The following is a 15,871-nucleotide window of genomic DNA, read 5'->3' as shown; positions in this document are numbered from 1 at the left end:
GCTTCTATAATTTCTTTATTCCAACTAAAATTACAGAAATATTATCGCTCTCTCCACGACCTTTAACTATATTAACAAGTTTACCTGCCGAATATTGAAGTGCATCATTATCAAAGTCCATGTTGCCTTTAATATGAGTTAATATATCCTCTTCCTTTAGCTCATTATAAAAACCATCGCTGCAAATCATAAAAATTTCATTATTACTGAGTTCGCCACGTGTAGTAAATATATCTATTTCATCCTTAACCCCTAAACATTGAAGAAGTACGTGCCTCTCAGGACTTACCCTTGCTTCCTCTGGTGTCATCATTTTATTTTTCACCTTATACGCAACATAAGAATGGTCTTCTGTAAGTTTAACTATTTTATTTTTTATGCTGTAAATCCTGCTGTCACCTACGTGAAGTATGTAATACATGCTCTTATACATAAAAATTAAAGATATAGTAGTTCCCAGCCTCTTTCCATTTAGCATGCCGTATTGGATTATACTTTCATTAATTTCCCTTAGTATTTTTGATAATATAGGAACTATTTGATCTTCTCTCTTTTGTTTTATAAGCCCTTTAAGATCTTCTTCCCACCATCTTTTTAGTCTCATTACTGCCATATTACTTGCAACTTCTCCTGAAGAAAGCCCTCCAAGTCCATCACATACTACAAATATGCCAAAGTCACCATTTTTATCTTCACCAATTTTAACTAATATATTGTCCTCATTTGTCTTTTTAAAATTTCCTTTATCACTAAGGGCCCCCGCCATTAAAACAAACTTATTCATACCTCACCTCTTAATTAAACTTAAAAGTATAATAACTATTAGCAAATTTTAAAATATCATTTTCCGATATTTTATATAATTCATTACTTTCTAATCTTCTGTCATTTATAAATGTTCCATTTTTGGAATCTAAATCCATGAGATAATACTCTGAATTTATCTTTCTTATTTCCGCATGCATTTTCCCTATAGCCCTATTATCACTTACATAATCTACGCTTCCTGTTAATCTTCCAATTTTAAAAATATCTTTATTTATAAATATCTTCTCAACAACACCTTTTTTATTTTCAAGCAAGTATGGGAACTGCTCATTTATTAATTGAGTTGAATAAGACATTTCAGAAACTATCTCTCTTTTAGACATTTTTATATTATTAGTAGTATTTGATGTGATATTTTTTCTTTTATCTGATATATTCTCCGTGTTTCTATTGTGTACATTAACCGAAATCTTGCCTTTCTTCTTCATAAAATTTAATATAATAAGTACTGTTACTATTAGGTCTATTCCGGCTAAAATAGATACAAGAAGAACTTTGAGTGCATTATAATCTCCTAAAAGAATAAGTGCACAAACTGAAAGTAGAATAACAAATATTTGAATTGCTGCTATCCAAAATATAGACTTAAGCTTAAATTCTTTTACTTTACCTTTAGAACTATCTACCATTGGTTTCTCATACACATTAGGCTTACTAATAACTTCGTTTTTCACATCCATAATGAATTCTGTCCTTGGCTTTAATAAATCACTTGGATCAGATATTGGAGTAACAATGGAATTTTTATTCACATTAATATTTTCTCTAGCTACTATAGGATTTTTTCTTTCCGGTACACGTTTTTCATTTGATTGACTAATCTTAAAAGCCTTTGTTGCATTAATATCCTTATTGTTATGTTGTTTAACCTCTACTTCTACCATGCCTTCCTTTAAAGGTTCTGGATTATTTATGTTAATGTTTATATTAATATCCTTATCCTTGCCCTTAATTTGGCTTTTACTTTCATCACTACTGTAGTTTATAATAAAATCCTTTAATACATTAAAGTCATCATTCCTTAAAGCCTTTAATATATCAAATAAAAAATTATCATTATCCTCAATATTAACTACATCAACTATTAACTTTTTAACCAAAGCTTTAAACTGCTTCTCTAAATTAAATTCCTCAATACTATTAGCTGGAACATAAATAAAAAATATGCTGCTTTTCTTTTCATCTATATACATAAACTTAGCTTCCACAGGAATAGTTCCTGATTTTAATGAAGCATGATCTATATCTTTCAGGCTTTCTAGCACTTTTAAGAGTATATTGCAAAACTTACCTGATGCAATTTTACCTTTTTTAAGATATTCTTCTAGATTGGCTTTACCTGTAACATCATATAAAATATCTGTATTCTTTAATTCCATTGAAATCAAACTTGGCTCTTCAATATTTAATCTTTGAACTTCATACTCGTCAATTTTAATAGAATTTCCAAAGTTTAATACAGCAACCTTCCTCTCCACTATCTCATCTGAAAGGTTTATATCACTATAATCAATCATATACGCTTTTTTCCTCCCATATCATAAACAAACTGTGCTATCGTCCTTCTCTCTTTTGTCAATTACAAATGTATCATCTGGATTATTTAATATAACCGTATCCAATCCATCAACTTCTTTATAACTTTTTACATCTTCATTAATATCAGGTACTTCAATTGTTTCTTCTTCCTTGCTTTGATAGTTATGAATAATGGAAAAATATAAAAACACTATACTGGCTGCAACACCTAAAATACCAATAATTATTTTAATAATATCTATAACTTTAGGGTCCATTTATATCCTCCTATTTTATAACGCCTTGGTTCTTTAAATCATTGTATTCCTGCTTTAATGTCATAAAATCGACATCATTTTCATTGTATTTCTTTGAAACAGTACTGTTATAATACTTAACAAATTCACTATAATTACGAGTTTCAGGAGCTGCACTTTGCTGTGAATCATATTCCAGAAGCGCCATCTCCATGTATCCCTTATAATCGTCACTGAATAGCTGAGTTTCTTTCTGAAAGGTATTCTTACTTTCAGCCGTATTACCTAAATACTTGTATATAAGCCCTAACTTACAATATGTGTTTGATATTTTACTTCCCATTTGTATAGAATTTTTGTAACTATCTAGGGCTTTATTTAAGTAGAAATTGTACTTATCCTGCTCTATTTTACTTTCGCTTGCCTTATCAAAGTAAGCCTGTCCTAGCTGTCCATATAATATAGCATTGTTTTTATTAGCAGAAACAGAACTTGCTTTTTCAAGTACTCCTATTTCCTTATCCGTATTTTGAGGAAATATCTGTGGATTATCTCTGTACAATTCCGCCAATGTTATATAAGATTCTACCTTATAATCAACATCACTTCTTGAATCTATGTATTTTTCAAGCTGCGTAATTGAACTTACAATTTTATCTTTGTTTTGCAAATCCACTTTTGATAATGCATTTGCAACAGGCTTATAATATTTCAAAGGCTCACTTATGCTGATATCTGCACCTTTTATTTTGTTAAAATATTGGTAGGCTTTAGCATAACTTTCGTCATCAAAATAGGCCATTCCTATCTTAAATAAAAGTTCATTGTCCTTAAGTAATTCCGATTGCTTATTATTTAAATTTGTTTCAATAAAGTCTATACTTTGATCATATTCTCCATTTTCTAAGTACGTATCTATAATTTTTATGTAAGCTTTTGGATTGCTAGAGTTTTTATCCACAGCCTGCTTAAAATATTCCACAGCCTTATCCCCATTTTGCTTGCTTCCATTTTCAATTATATTATTGTATTCATTAGCACTATCGCTCTTTATGCCTAAAACTCCTGAAATTATAAGAAATACAGAAAATATAAATAAACAAGCGCTTGCTGCAACTTTAATGTATTTTTTTACAAGCTGTTTTTTGTACTTAGAATTTAACTTATGTATATTTTTGATATCATAAAGCATTTCATCTACATTTTGATATCTTAAGCTCGGATCTTGTCTTGTACTTTTTTCTATTATATGTTCTATTCCTTCTGAAAGAGATGAATTAAGTTCACGTACTGGTTTAAGTTCAAAGGGAGGATCGTTTGGTCCCTTACCTGTAAGCATATGATATAAAGTAACACCAAAACTGTATATGTCCGTTCTAGCGTCACTCTGACAATCTCCGTATTGTTCAGGAGCAGCATATCCTCTTGTTCCTATGTACGTTGTATCTTTGGAAACCTCTTTTTTATATTCACGTGCAATTCCAAAATCTATAAGTTTTATCTTTCCATTTTGTGTAAGCATCAAATTTCCAGGTTTCATATCTCTATATATTATTGGATTAGGTTTTTGAGAATGTAAATAGCTTAAAACATCACATATCTGCTTTGCCCAATCTAATACAACCTTTTCATTGATAGCACCATTCTTGTGAATAAACTTGTCCAAAGATACACCATCTATAAAATCCATTACTATGTATAGACTTTCATCTCTTTTAATAATATCTACTATTCTAGGTAGTGCAGGATGATCTAACTTTTTAAGTATATTGGTTTCTGCTAGAAGGTCTACTTTTAACTTTGAAGTATCGTTTATATTATTAGATACTTCTTTTATTGCCCAAAACTTCTGAAGCTTAATGTCCTTGGCCAAATATACAGTACTCATACCACCTTTGCCAAGAATATCTATAATTTTATATTTATTTTCAAATATCTCATTTACTAAATTCAAACAAAACACCCCGTGAAAATTTTTCACTATTATGATATCACTTTTCACCATAACATTCTAGTTTTTTAACCTAAAAGTTGATTAACTTAAATTTTTTATTAAATTTTTGTATAATTTAGTTGAATTTTTTTTTGTTTTGATTTATTGTATAATCTAGTGATTTAAATTAAAAATTCACCAAGGGAGGTAAAACATTGAATTATAAGAAAATTACTTCAGTGATTTTGTCGGCTCTTATAATATCAGCAGCCTTTTCGTATCATTCTGTAAAAGCTGCTGATACTAATGCTGTTCAAAACACTACTAATTCCGCTCAGGATGCACCTATTGATGGCACTCCTTATATAACTAATATATCCAGCAATTCAGTTTTTAACAGCACGATAGACCCTATAATAAAAATTAACAACCCCCTTTTAACAGAGGCTGATGTTGGTCAAGGTAAATCCATATATGCAACATTAAATGGACAACCATATAAGCTTAGTTTTATAAGTAAAGATGGAAATGTATTAACACTTAAAGGTGATACAATAGGAGATAATACACCAAATGGCCAAAAGAGTACTCTTACTGTTTATTCTACAGCCAATACAATTGCTACTGGAAATCAAGCACAAAAAAGTTCTTCAGTTGATTTTATAATAGACACAAACCCACCATCTATTAGTTTTGAAGATAAAAATGGACGTACTATAGATGATTCCGGTATATACTCCGGAGAGGTAGATCCTGTTATAAAATTAGGTGATAACTACCACATTGCAAGTTATGATATAAAACTTAATGGAAACCCTTACGATGGTACTCCTACTCAAAATGCAGATGGGAGCATAACCTTCCTAGGAAAACCTCTTTCAGAAGATGGAAACTACAGTATATCTGTAAAAGTAGTTGATGATGCTGGAAACTCTACTACTTTTTCAAGATCATTTACTATTGATAATACTGCACCAAAAATAAGCATTTCAGGTATTACTAATAATAGTTGTGTAAATACAAACGTAATACCTAAGATAAGCATTAACGATGCTGATCTTGATGCTAGTAAAACAACTGTTAATGTAACTAGAAATGATTCTGTTTTACCTGTACAATTATCTCAAAATGAGGATGGTTCATTTTCTTTTGAAGTTACTAATGAAGGAACTTATTCTTTTACAGTAACTGCTTATGACAAAGTTGGAAATACCACTACCTCTGAGCCTATAAGCTTTAGTATTGATAAAACAGCTCCTTCTTTAAACTTTAACTTTACCAATGGCCAGTATTTTAATACACCTTTTAAACCTACGGCAAAGACTACAAATGCTGATGATTTTATATCAAAATTACTTATAAACGGATCAGCTTATTCTTTTGATGATTTGCCTGCTTTTTCAGATGGTACATATGAGGTTGAAGCTCAAGCAAAGGATAAGGCCGGAAACTTAAGTGAAATATCTTACTTGAAATTCATAGTAGATACTATAGCTCCACAGATAAATATTTCTAATGTGTCTGATAACTATTATTATAATTCATCTGTTTCTCCTATAGCATCAAGCACAGACGTTAATCTGTCTTCCTTTAAAATGTTTTTAAATGGTGCTGAATATAACGCTCAGCCAATTACACAGGACGGAAGCTATCAACTTCTTATAGAGTCTTCAGATAAAGCAAACAATATGTCACGAAAAATTTTGAACTTCTTTATAGATAAGACTGCTCCTAGCATTTCTATTAAAGGACTCGCAAACAATGGTTTCTTTAACTACTTTTTAAACCCTTATGTATATATAAATGATCCTAATGAGCTTATGTCTATATTACTTCTTGATGGTCAAGATTATCATGGCGGTTTTATAAATCAGGATGGAAAACATATACTCCTTGTAGAAGCAGTGGACAAGGCTGGAAATATAACAAAAGAAGCTTATAACTTCTTCATAAAGGCTACTCCACCAGAAATATATGTTTCTGAGATTGAAAATGGAAAGACTTATGATCATTCTGTAATTCCTAGAATATCCTTTTCAAAAGATGTTGTAGATTCCTATACAAAGATAACTTTAGACGGAAATCCTTACAACATAGGAGATGAGATATCCTCTTCTGGAAAGCATGAATTAGTAATTTCTGTTAAAGATCAATATGGAAATAAGGCTGAAAAGAAGATTGAATTTACTATTGAAGGAAATATCAGCAGCAGTGCAACTGTATCCTCAAAAATACATACAATAATACACAAAATTCTTCCTGCGAAAACAAAGAAGAATAATAGAATAGTGTATATTATATCAGCTATTATTTGGGTTATTATTATGATTACTATTGGAATTATAATATACAGATACAAAAAATCTAAAAGATCAGATTCTAACGAATAGAAAAAAATCCTCAAAATGATTTCCAGCATTTTGAGGATTTTTCTTATTTATTTTTAGAGTTGTTACTTTTATAACCTTGCTCATCACCTTTACTAAGAAGCTCAATTAATTCATCCCAGCATTTTTGTATTCCATTGTCATCTTCAGGGTGAAGTTTTTCCCTTATAGATAATATTTGTTTTATTTGTTCATATAACATTAAACCAGTCCTCCTTTAATTATATTTATCAATGTTTCTTTATCTCTTACCATATTCAATTATTTAGCACCTGATTTTTATTCTATTCAAACGATAAAAAGAGTTAATGTTTCTCATTTGAAACATTAACTCTATTTTAGTTATAAGATAAACTTATTCCTCTTTTTTGAGTCTCAATTTGAGTATACTAAAATATAATAATCAATTTTTAGTATTCAATATTCTCAAATTTATACATCAACTGTTTATTTTTCACCCATTATTTCTCTATACTTAGGAAATACTTCATGACATTTTATTGGATATGGTATTCCAGAATAAAATGTTTCAAATTCTATTTTTGCCTTTATAAAATCATTTTTAAATTCAGTATAATCACATATATCTACTTTTTTACCTGTTATTAAATCTAGTATTCCTTTAATACCAAAATAAGAATTAATATCAGATAATAACACCATTAACTTATCAATTACTTTTTCTGAATTTGGCTTTGCTATTCTCATATATACTCTTAATTGATTTTTTACATTGCTTATATTTTCTACACCACGTAACTCTTTATGGATTTCATACGGATTCTCCATTAATACCTCAATTATTCCTTCTTCATAGCAAAAATCTATATTTATTCTTCCACAAACATCTTCACTTATCAATATACCACCTAACTCTAATAATTTTTCTTTTATAGCTTGCTTATTTTCTTTTTTTTCTATATTCACTGCAAATCTATATGCTTCTACTCCCATACTTTAACCTTCCCAAAATTGTTCTTCATTTACATATTCCTTCCATCACATATATTGCCAATTTGGCATGCCAGCTGGACCACTATGAGGCAAATATTTTATTTCTACAGGTATTCCTGTTTCTATACTTGCTACATATCTATGATGTCCTTCTTGTAAATAATAACCTTTTCCCTCTATCTCATAAACTTCAATTGGTTCTATTTTTTCACCATTAAGTAGTTTTTCTTTATATGAATCCGCCTTATGTCTATTAAATACTTCCTAAGTTGGTCTTATTTCACTGTGCTCAGTACCTACAATTTCTTCACCAGCATTTCTTACCCCATTAACGACCTTTTCACTCTTTAGAACCTCGCTCCCAGAACTTCCACCTTTTTTTGCCCATACCATATAAGTATTTCCCATTGAATCTCTTACTAACTGTGGACATTGTTTTATGCATAAAAAAAGGCTAACGCCTTTTTATCAGCGTTAACCTTCATTATTCCTCTGATATATATTTAATTCTCAATTTTGTTGCATCTTACTACATTATTAACATTACACATACATCCTTTTTTTAATTAATAATTAGTTTTACTCAGTTTGTAACTATTTAATTTTTTATGCAGCTATTTTATGATTCAATTGTTGTTCTTTCAGGAAATATTCCTTTTTCTCTTCCAACAATTCTCGCAATTCTTTGAGCTGTAAGGTTAATGAAAAAGTCGTTTGAAATTCCTTCTTTTTTTATAGATTCTATTTCTTTAAAATCTCTACTTATCTTATTATACTCTATCTTTCCTGTTGTTTCTTCATTAGGACCATATTTATACACTACTTTTTCATCATCTTCATATTCCTTTATTAATAATACATATACTGCCATCTTATTTTAACCTCCTTTATGGATTCCATATCCTACCAGTTGATTCTGTCTTAGAATGCGCTGTAGAATAGTCTGTTTTAAATATAGATTCAAATTTAGATTCGAATATTTCATGATTTAATAAATCTATATCACTTTGTACATAATTTCCTTTGATTAATCTTTCCCATGCATTCGCCATATCATAGTTTGGGTCAAATCGTCCAACTTCATAAGTTTTGATATGTTCATTATAGAAAACATGTTCTTTTATCCTATTAATACGTGACTCTGGTATTCCTGTATTTTCGGATATTTTTTTTACATCTGTTGTATAATTTCTAATTATATCATACATTTTTTCAGCTTCTACCTCTCTTTTTAGATACTCTTCTACTGATAAAAGTTTTCCACCTGTTTCAGCCACCCCATTAACAACCTTTTCGTTCTTTAGAACCTCGCCCCCAGAACTTCCACCTTTTTTTGCCCATACCATATAAGTATTTCCCATTGAATCTCTTACTAACTGTGGATTCGGTATTTCTCTAGTAACACCTCTGAGCTTATTAGCTAAAAATTCTCTAAAACTAGCTAGCTTATCTTCTATATTCGGTATATCTTTACTAAACACACTAAACTTCTTACCAGCACTCTCCAATTTGCCTGCTTTATTAATGTTTTTCTCTACTTTTGATGCTTTTCCTAATAATCCAGCACCTGTATCTCCTATAAGTAAAGCATTAATTGATACTGCATACATATTCTTTTTAATTGTATAGCTGTCCCCATGTATTGCTGCATTTTTTATTTCCTTATCATTTATTCCTAAAAAAGCCTTTCCCAATGGACCTAAGTTGTCCATGATTTTTTTAGGATTCTTAATACACTTATATACCTCACCGGCTTCTCTATATAATTCCTTTCCATGCGCTACTGGATTAGCCTTCATATAAAGTCCATACATCATTAAGTCAAATGCACCAAGCGTCATATCTTTTGCTGAATTAAATGCCGCACTTAAAAACGCTGCGCCTTCTCCCGGAGTCTTCTTGTATTTTTCCCAAATATCCTCTCCAAAATCCTCCACCTCATTTATAGCTGTATGCAGCACTTCATTTACTTTTCTTTCAAAGGAATTATCGGCATCTTTGTATTCTTTTTCAGCTACTTCTAAGTCTTTAGACATTTGACTCAGCTTATGTACTATGCTATCAAAATCCTTCATAACTTTACTAATATCATTATATATAATATCAGTGCTATTTAATCCAGAATTATTGCTCTCTAAAAGCTTAAGCTGTGTATTTACCATAGCCTTGTCCTCATAAAAATCATTACTTATTGAAGAAAACTTTTTAGAAAGTAAATCTAAATCCCTTATGGTTAATTTTATATCATCATTAGCTTTCATTTCTAGCCCCCATATCATAATTTCCTAAATTTTTATTTTGGTTAAAATTTGAAAAGGGCATTAATCTTCTGCTTTTCTCTTTCATCTGCTTGTTCAAATGTATTTGCTGTATTATTTAGCTCCCATGCGATATTATCTAATTTCTTTGCAATATTTTGTATATCTTTTTCAATTATTTTATATTTACTTTCAAACGCATCATGTCCTGCTCCTTGCCATGTAGCACCATATATATCTACACTTGCCTTTAATCTTGATATCCTACCCATAATTTCATCTGATTTTTCTTTAAATATTTTAGCTGAAATTTTTAATTCTTTTGGTGTTACATCGTATCTTAACAAATAATCCTCATCTCCTTCATTTAATCTCACTATATTTTATTGTCTTTCATCTTATATGTCAATAATGACCTTTTTTATCATTATTATTTTTAACAATATTAAACGTAAAATCAAATGAATTCATAAGTCCTAATATATAAGTACTTTATATTTTAAAAACATTCCCACACACTTTTTAAAACAAAAAACCGCTATAACAGCATTTTTTATGCTATTACAACGGTTCTTTGTGTGTATGTTTATGTTAAAAAATCATGCAAAAGAAATGTTCTACTCTAAATTACTATGATTCTTTATCGCTGCATCATTATCTATTCTATCCTTATAACTTAATTTTAAACAAAGTGCATCCATAACTATATGAACACTTTGATCAAATAATGAGCTTAGAAGTTGAATAGACTTCTTATCCGTGCCCTTATCGCCTTTTACAGCCCCAGGCACAATTATCTTTTTAAATGAAGCACTTGCAAGAGATGAACCCTCTCTACTGGTTATTCCTATTATGTGCGCTCCCATATCCTTTGACTTCCGTACCAAATTTAATACCATAGAGGTTTCGCCGGAACCCGATATGGCAAAAAGTACATCATCAGCCTTTATTGACGGGGTTATGGTTTCTCCAACCACATAAACAGTATATCCTATATGCATAAGTCTCATTGCAAAGCATTTCCCAATTAATCCGGAACGTCCTTCACCGCATACAAAAACTCTCTTGTTCTTTGTAATAAAATCTACAACTCCATCCATTTCACTTTCATTAACATTATTAATTACCTGTGTAATTTCACCTAATATGTCTTTAAGAACTTCCATGGATATCATCTCCTATTTTCTAATACTTTCCGAACTTCCCTAGCTGCGGCACTTAAATTTTTTGATTTTGTTATAAATGAACCCACTACAACTATTTCAGGATTAATAAGCGTTATACCCGGCATTACTTTTTCACTAATACCTCCACCTACTGCAATTCTTTTTACATCCTTGAAAAGTTGTTTTTTACTTTGAAACATGTCTAATAAACTTTTATTTTCACTATCTTTTGGAAGATGAAGAAACAAAATAGCATCCTCACAAGTCTTTAACTGCTGAATTTTACGATCATCTGTTTCCATCAAATCAATCATCATATGTTTTTTATATTCCTTTGAAACCTTGTAGCATATTTCAATTGTTTCAAAGGGTGAAGTTCCCATAACCGTTGCAATATCAGCTCCTGCTTCATAAGCTGCTTTAAATTCGTACTCACCTTCATCACAAGTTTTTATATCCGCTAATATTAATTTATCCTTAAACTCATCTCTCATAGAGCTTATAGATTTTTTTCCGTAATCCTTTATAAGCGATGTACCAACCTCTATTATGTCTATATAATCATATACTTCTTCTGTAATACTTTTAGCCTCATCTATTGTCATTCTGTCTAAAGCTAATTGTACTTTCAAATAATCACCTTCCGAGGAATTTTTCTAATTCTTCATGTGTAGGATATCCGTCGTTGTCTCCCTCTGACATTACAGCCAAAGCACCTACTGCATTTCCTCTTCTCACAGCTTCTTTAACACTTATTCCTTCAAGAATTGCACTTATAACTCCAACTGCAAATCCATCTCCTGCTCCCACTGTATCAACCACATGCTTAACCTTAAAACCTTCAACTGTGTAAGCTTCATCTTTTGTTTTTACATATGCACCTTTGGAACCTAATTTTATTATTACGAGTTTTACGCCTTTATTAAGATAGAAATCCGCAATTTCTTCAGGCTTATCGCTTCCCATAAGTACTAAACCTTCATTTATACCTGGAAGTAATATATCACTTTTAAATGCTATATCATTTATTGTACTAATCATGTCTTCCTTGCTATTCCAAAGTTGAGGTCTTAGATTAGTGTCAAAAGTAGTTGTTATATTTCTTTCCTTTGCAAGCTCCAATAGCTTGTATGTTGCTTCTTTAGTACTTTCAGATAATGCTGGAAAAATCCCTGTAATATGAACATGTTTAACACCATCTAAATTTACTTTATTTAAATCCTCTACTGAAAAATTAGCAGCAGCAGAATTTTTTCTAAAATAAAATATACTAGGATCTCCCTCGCTTACCTTTGATTTTAATTGAAAACCAGTGAATTTTTTATTTGTTGAACTTATATAATCTGTTCCAACGTTCTCTTCATTAAGTCTTCTCCTTATAAATTCACCAAATGGATCTTCTCCAAGCTTTGTTATGTACTGAGCTGAATGACCTAGTCTTGACACACCAACCGAAACATTTACTTCAGCTCCAGCTAGAAATTTTTTAAAGTGATCAACTTCGCTTATTCTTTTATCTATTTCACTTTCCCCTTCAGCTGCAAATAATGCTAAAGGTTCTCCAATTGTTATAAACTCACTCATTTTATCATTCTCCTACTAATTTTATTTTCAAAGTCAGATATAAAACCCACCGTAAAACTTACGCTCTTCTAATGATTATAAGTTAACAGTTCTCTAGCTTTCTTTCATAAATATATAGAAATTAAATTTGCTCCTAACAACTGAAGGATCTTAGCAACTATACTCAAGACCAACTTCAATATTTTGCAGTTTCCATTTCAGTTTTATTTGCCCAGCACCTATTTATTACTTAAAATACCCAAGTACTTTCTATTTATGCTATATTAATGTAAGAATATTTCTACATTATGCATTCTTTAATGCATCTAATACTTTTTTAACTCTTATATCTATTTCTTCTAAGTTGTCTTCAGTTATATTCTTTGTGAAATATCCACCTAATCCAACTGCAAATGCTCCATTATCAAACCACTCTTTAACATTGCTGTCACTTACTCCTCCTGTAGGCATGCAATCAAAATCAGGGAATGGTCCTTTTAATTCTTTTATATATGAAGGTTTAAATGAACTTCCTGGGAATATTTTAATGATATCAGCACCTAAGCTTGCTGCTTTAAATGCCTCTGTAGGAGTTGCTGTTCCCTGTGAGCATGCTATATCATTTTTTACACAGTATTCACATACCTCTTCAACTATACATGGTGAAACTATGAAATCTGCACCATAGTCAATTGCTTCTTTTGCTTGTGCAGCTGTTACAACTGTTCCAGCTCCAATTAAACTATTTGGATATTCATCCTTAAGAGCTTTTATTAACTTTCCAGCATCTTTAACAGAATAAGTAACCTCAATTGTATCTATTCCTTGTGATATTAATCTCTTTGACATTTTTTCAGCTAAACTAAATTCTGAACATCTTACAACAGCAATTGCCTTGCTCTTCATTTTTGCTTTAATTTCATTCTTATTCATAATTTTATACTTCCTTTCATTCCTAATTGTTTTGTAAATCGGTTTCTAAAAAATATATATGTTATTATCTTTAAATATGTCAACATAGAAAAACTATGTTGGCATATTTAAAGGTATTGTTGACCCTCTTATCTCAAGCTTTGCACTTAAGGTTTTACAAACTGCTCCTAAAGAAGCTTTGCCTTCAATTCTATCAAGTACAAGCTTTGCTGCCTCAGATCCCATTTCATATGATGGCTGCGAAATAGTAGTAATTCCTGGTGGTATAAGCGCTGCCCATCCCCAGTTATCATAACCACAAATTCCTAAATCCTTTGGAACATTTATATTTAACTTATTAATTGCACTCAAAGTATGAAGTAGAACAACTCCGTTGACTGCAAATATCGCTTTTTTACCACTATAATTATTTAAAAACTTATATATGTTCACTTCTAAATTTCCAGCCTTACTATAGTCTACAACTGAAATATTATAGTTTTCCTTTTTAAGTCTTTTACTGCAAACATCAATAAATGCCCTTTCTCTTTCTATTCTAGGCTTTATATTATCAAGTCTTTCAGTAAAGAAACATAGACTATTAAAACCTGCATCTATAAGATAGTTAATGGTCTCAACAGTGATGTCATAGTTGTTACTTTTAACAGAATCAACTTTATCTTCACAAAAGGTTCTGTCAACCATGGATACAGGAATACCTCTCTCTTTTATGCTGAGCAAAAATTCCTCATTATAGCCCGTACTATTAACTATAATTCCCTCAACTCTTTGATCTAAAAGAGATTTTATATATTCCTCTTCCTGCTTAACATCATTATCTGAATTTGCAATAACCATGTTGTAACCCCTAGCCTTGCATTCATCTCCGATTCCTTTGATTATTATGGATGAAAATGGGTTTGTAAGGTCCGCTATTACAACTCCTATAAGTTTGCTTTTATTTGATTTTAAGCTTCTAGCTATGTTGTTAGGTCTATAATTAAGTTCTTCAATGGATTCTTTTATTCTGTCCTTAGTTTTTTCTGACATGTATTCAAATTTTCCATTTAGGTACCTAGATATAGTTGCCTTAGAAACTCCAGCTAATTTAGCCACGTCGTCTATTACTACCTTTTTATTATTGTCCATTTTTCACCATCCTTTAGTAACCGGTTTCCCAAATACATCATACTACTAAGACAAGTAGATTGCAATAAGGAAATTGAATTTTAAATTACAGATAAGGTATTTTTGATAGACTTTATCAGTAATAAAAAACTTTATTGGGTAGTATTATTACTTTTGTATTAATTATAGCTTAACAGATAATTTTTTTCAATTGTACAACTACAAATGTAATTTAAATATTTTACATTTATTTGAAATAACCTGTCTTATTTAAATCATTATAACAGAAAACGTTTAAATACAGTATTTTACATTTATGTATTTTAGATGTATGTTATATATGTATTAAAAATAAAATTTACAGGGGGATTAAAAATGAGAAACTTAAAAATGAAAGCTTTATCTTTAGGAATTATGTCTACTGTTTTAATTTCTTCAACTGCATTTGCTGCTACTGATAATACAAAAGCACAGGTACCTGCTACCGCTACTGCTACTGCTGCAAATACAATCCATGAGTCATTTAACTATGGTCCAAGCGGTGGTCCAAACATTGTTGCAATTTTAAATGGTGGCGGAATTGTTCAAGATGGTGATATTGGATATGCTGTCAAGGAAGTTCAAACTGGCCTCTACTATTACTTCAATAGACATCACATAGATGACGGTCAAAAATATGGTGCTACTGGATCTGAATCTGCTTTCGAAGATGGCATCTTCGGTTACAATACTCTATGCCTTGTAGAATTATTCCAAAAATATAACGGATTAGCTACAGATGGTAAGGTTGGTTCTCAAACTTGGGCTAAATTAGGCCCATGGGATCTATAGACGGCATTTTAGTTAGAAGATATATATAATAGCATACTTAATTGATAATTACTCTACCTCAAAACAAGACTTAGATTCTATACTCTAATTTTTGTTTTGGGGTAGTATTTTTATATTCATAATTAATATGTATTTA

General features: G+C 30.5%; 17 protein-coding genes. 2 read left to right on the top strand and 15 right to left on the bottom strand.

Annotated elements, in window-relative coordinates; genetic code table 11:
- Window positions 1-4: 4 nt before the first annotated feature.
- The 4 genes from CA_RS02280 to CA_RS02265 are packed head-to-tail and all read right to left on the bottom strand — an operon-like array spanning window position 5 to window position 4,566.
- Window positions 5-784 carry a PP2C family protein-serine/threonine phosphatase gene (locus CA_RS02280; protein ID WP_010963729.1) on the bottom strand — a complete coding sequence of 260 codons (780 nt, stop codon included), beginning with the start codon at window positions 782-784 and terminating at the stop codon, window positions 5-7.
- Window positions 785-794: 10 nt separating this feature from the next.
- A complete protein-coding gene (locus CA_RS02275; protein WP_010963728.1) occupies window positions 795-2,345 on the bottom strand; it encodes an FHA domain-containing protein in 1,551 nt (516 codons plus the stop codon).
- A 21-nt stretch (window positions 2,346-2,366) separates the two neighbouring features.
- Complete coding sequence (locus tag CA_RS02270; RefSeq protein WP_010963727.1) at window positions 2,367-2,624, bottom strand: hypothetical protein; 258 nt, start codon at window positions 2,622-2,624, stop codon at window positions 2,367-2,369.
- A 10-nt stretch (window positions 2,625-2,634) separates the two neighbouring features.
- Window positions 2,635-4,566 (bottom strand): serine/threonine-protein kinase, encoded by a 1,932-nt coding sequence (locus CA_RS02265; protein ID WP_242663055.1) that lies wholly within the window; start codon window positions 4,564-4,566, stop codon window positions 2,635-2,637.
- A gap of 185 nt (window positions 4,567-4,751) precedes the next feature.
- Here CA_RS02265 and CA_RS02260 point away from each other — a divergent pair, with 185 nt between their 5' ends.
- Window positions 4,752-6,926 (top strand): Ig-like domain-containing protein, encoded by a 2,175-nt coding sequence (locus CA_RS02260; RefSeq protein WP_010963725.1) that lies wholly within the window; start codon window positions 4,752-4,754, stop codon window positions 6,924-6,926.
- 43 nt (window positions 6,927-6,969) lie between these two features.
- On the opposite strand, the gene CA_RS02255 is transcribed toward CA_RS02260, so the two are convergent.
- The 11 genes from CA_RS02255 to CA_RS02210 form a co-directional block, all read right to left on the bottom strand.
- Entirely contained in the window at window positions 6,970-7,125 is a 156-nt protein-coding gene (locus CA_RS02255) for a hypothetical protein (RefSeq protein WP_158306558.1), read from the bottom strand.
- Window positions 7,126-7,370: 245 nt separating this feature from the next.
- The gene (locus CA_RS02250; RefSeq protein WP_010963724.1) at window positions 7,371-7,877 is read right to left on the bottom strand and encodes an AsnC family transcriptional regulator; all 507 of its coding nucleotides are present in this window, start codon (window positions 7,875-7,877) and stop codon (window positions 7,371-7,373) included.
- Between the two features lie 264 nt (window positions 7,878-8,141).
- Window positions 8,142-8,270, bottom strand: a complete 129-nt coding sequence (locus CA_RS20315; RefSeq protein ID WP_278046125.1) for a hypothetical protein — start codon at window positions 8,268-8,270, stop codon at window positions 8,142-8,144.
- A 226-nt stretch (window positions 8,271-8,496) separates the two neighbouring features.
- The gene (locus CA_RS02245; RefSeq protein WP_010963722.1) at window positions 8,497-8,748 is read right to left on the bottom strand and encodes a hypothetical protein; all 252 of its coding nucleotides are present in this window, start codon (window positions 8,746-8,748) and stop codon (window positions 8,497-8,499) included.
- A 16-nt stretch (window positions 8,749-8,764) separates the two neighbouring features.
- Window positions 8,765-10,138 (bottom strand): hypothetical protein, encoded by a 1,374-nt coding sequence (locus tag CA_RS02240; protein WP_014518838.1) that lies wholly within the window; start codon window positions 10,136-10,138, stop codon window positions 8,765-8,767.
- Between the two features lie 41 nt (window positions 10,139-10,179).
- Window positions 10,180-10,482: a WXG100 family type VII secretion target gene (locus CA_RS02235; RefSeq protein WP_010963720.1), complete on the bottom strand. Its 303-nt coding sequence runs from the start codon at window positions 10,480-10,482 to the stop codon at window positions 10,180-10,182.
- Between the two features lie 270 nt (window positions 10,483-10,752).
- Complete coding sequence (gene hxlB / locus CA_RS02230; protein WP_010963719.1) at window positions 10,753-11,301, bottom strand: 6-phospho-3-hexuloisomerase; 549 nt, start codon at window positions 11,299-11,301, stop codon at window positions 10,753-10,755.
- 5 nt (window positions 11,302-11,306) lie between these two features.
- On the bottom strand, window positions 11,307-11,933 hold the full coding sequence (locus CA_RS02225) for an orotidine 5'-phosphate decarboxylase / HUMPS family protein (protein WP_010963718.1): 627 nt from the start codon (window positions 11,931-11,933) through the stop codon (window positions 11,307-11,309).
- Window positions 11,934-11,937: 4 nt separating this feature from the next.
- A complete protein-coding gene (locus tag CA_RS02220) occupies window positions 11,938-12,885 on the bottom strand; it encodes a sugar kinase (RefSeq protein ID WP_010963717.1) in 948 nt (315 codons plus the stop codon).
- A gap of 285 nt (window positions 12,886-13,170) precedes the next feature.
- Window positions 13,171-13,797, bottom strand: coding sequence for a bifunctional 4-hydroxy-2-oxoglutarate aldolase/2-dehydro-3-deoxy-phosphogluconate aldolase (locus tag CA_RS02215; protein WP_010963716.1), 627 nt, complete (start codon window positions 13,795-13,797; stop codon window positions 13,171-13,173).
- A gap of 93 nt (window positions 13,798-13,890) precedes the next feature.
- A complete protein-coding gene (locus tag CA_RS02210; protein WP_010963715.1) occupies window positions 13,891-14,925 on the bottom strand; it encodes a LacI family DNA-binding transcriptional regulator in 1,035 nt (344 codons plus the stop codon).
- A gap of 354 nt (window positions 14,926-15,279) precedes the next feature.
- Between CA_RS02210 and CA_RS02205 the strand changes: the two genes are divergently transcribed.
- The gene (locus tag CA_RS02205; RefSeq protein ID WP_010963714.1) at window positions 15,280-15,735 is read left to right on the top strand and encodes a peptidoglycan-binding domain-containing protein; all 456 of its coding nucleotides are present in this window, start codon (window positions 15,280-15,282) and stop codon (window positions 15,733-15,735) included.
- Window positions 15,736-15,871: the final 136 nt, after the last annotated feature.

It is taken from the genome of Clostridium acetobutylicum ATCC 824, from assembly GCF_000008765.1.
In the GTDB taxonomy this organism is placed as follows: Bacteria; Bacillota; Clostridia; order Clostridiales; family Clostridiaceae; genus Clostridium_S; species Clostridium_S acetobutylicum.
This window is presented reverse-complemented; position numbering and strand designations above follow the sequence as displayed.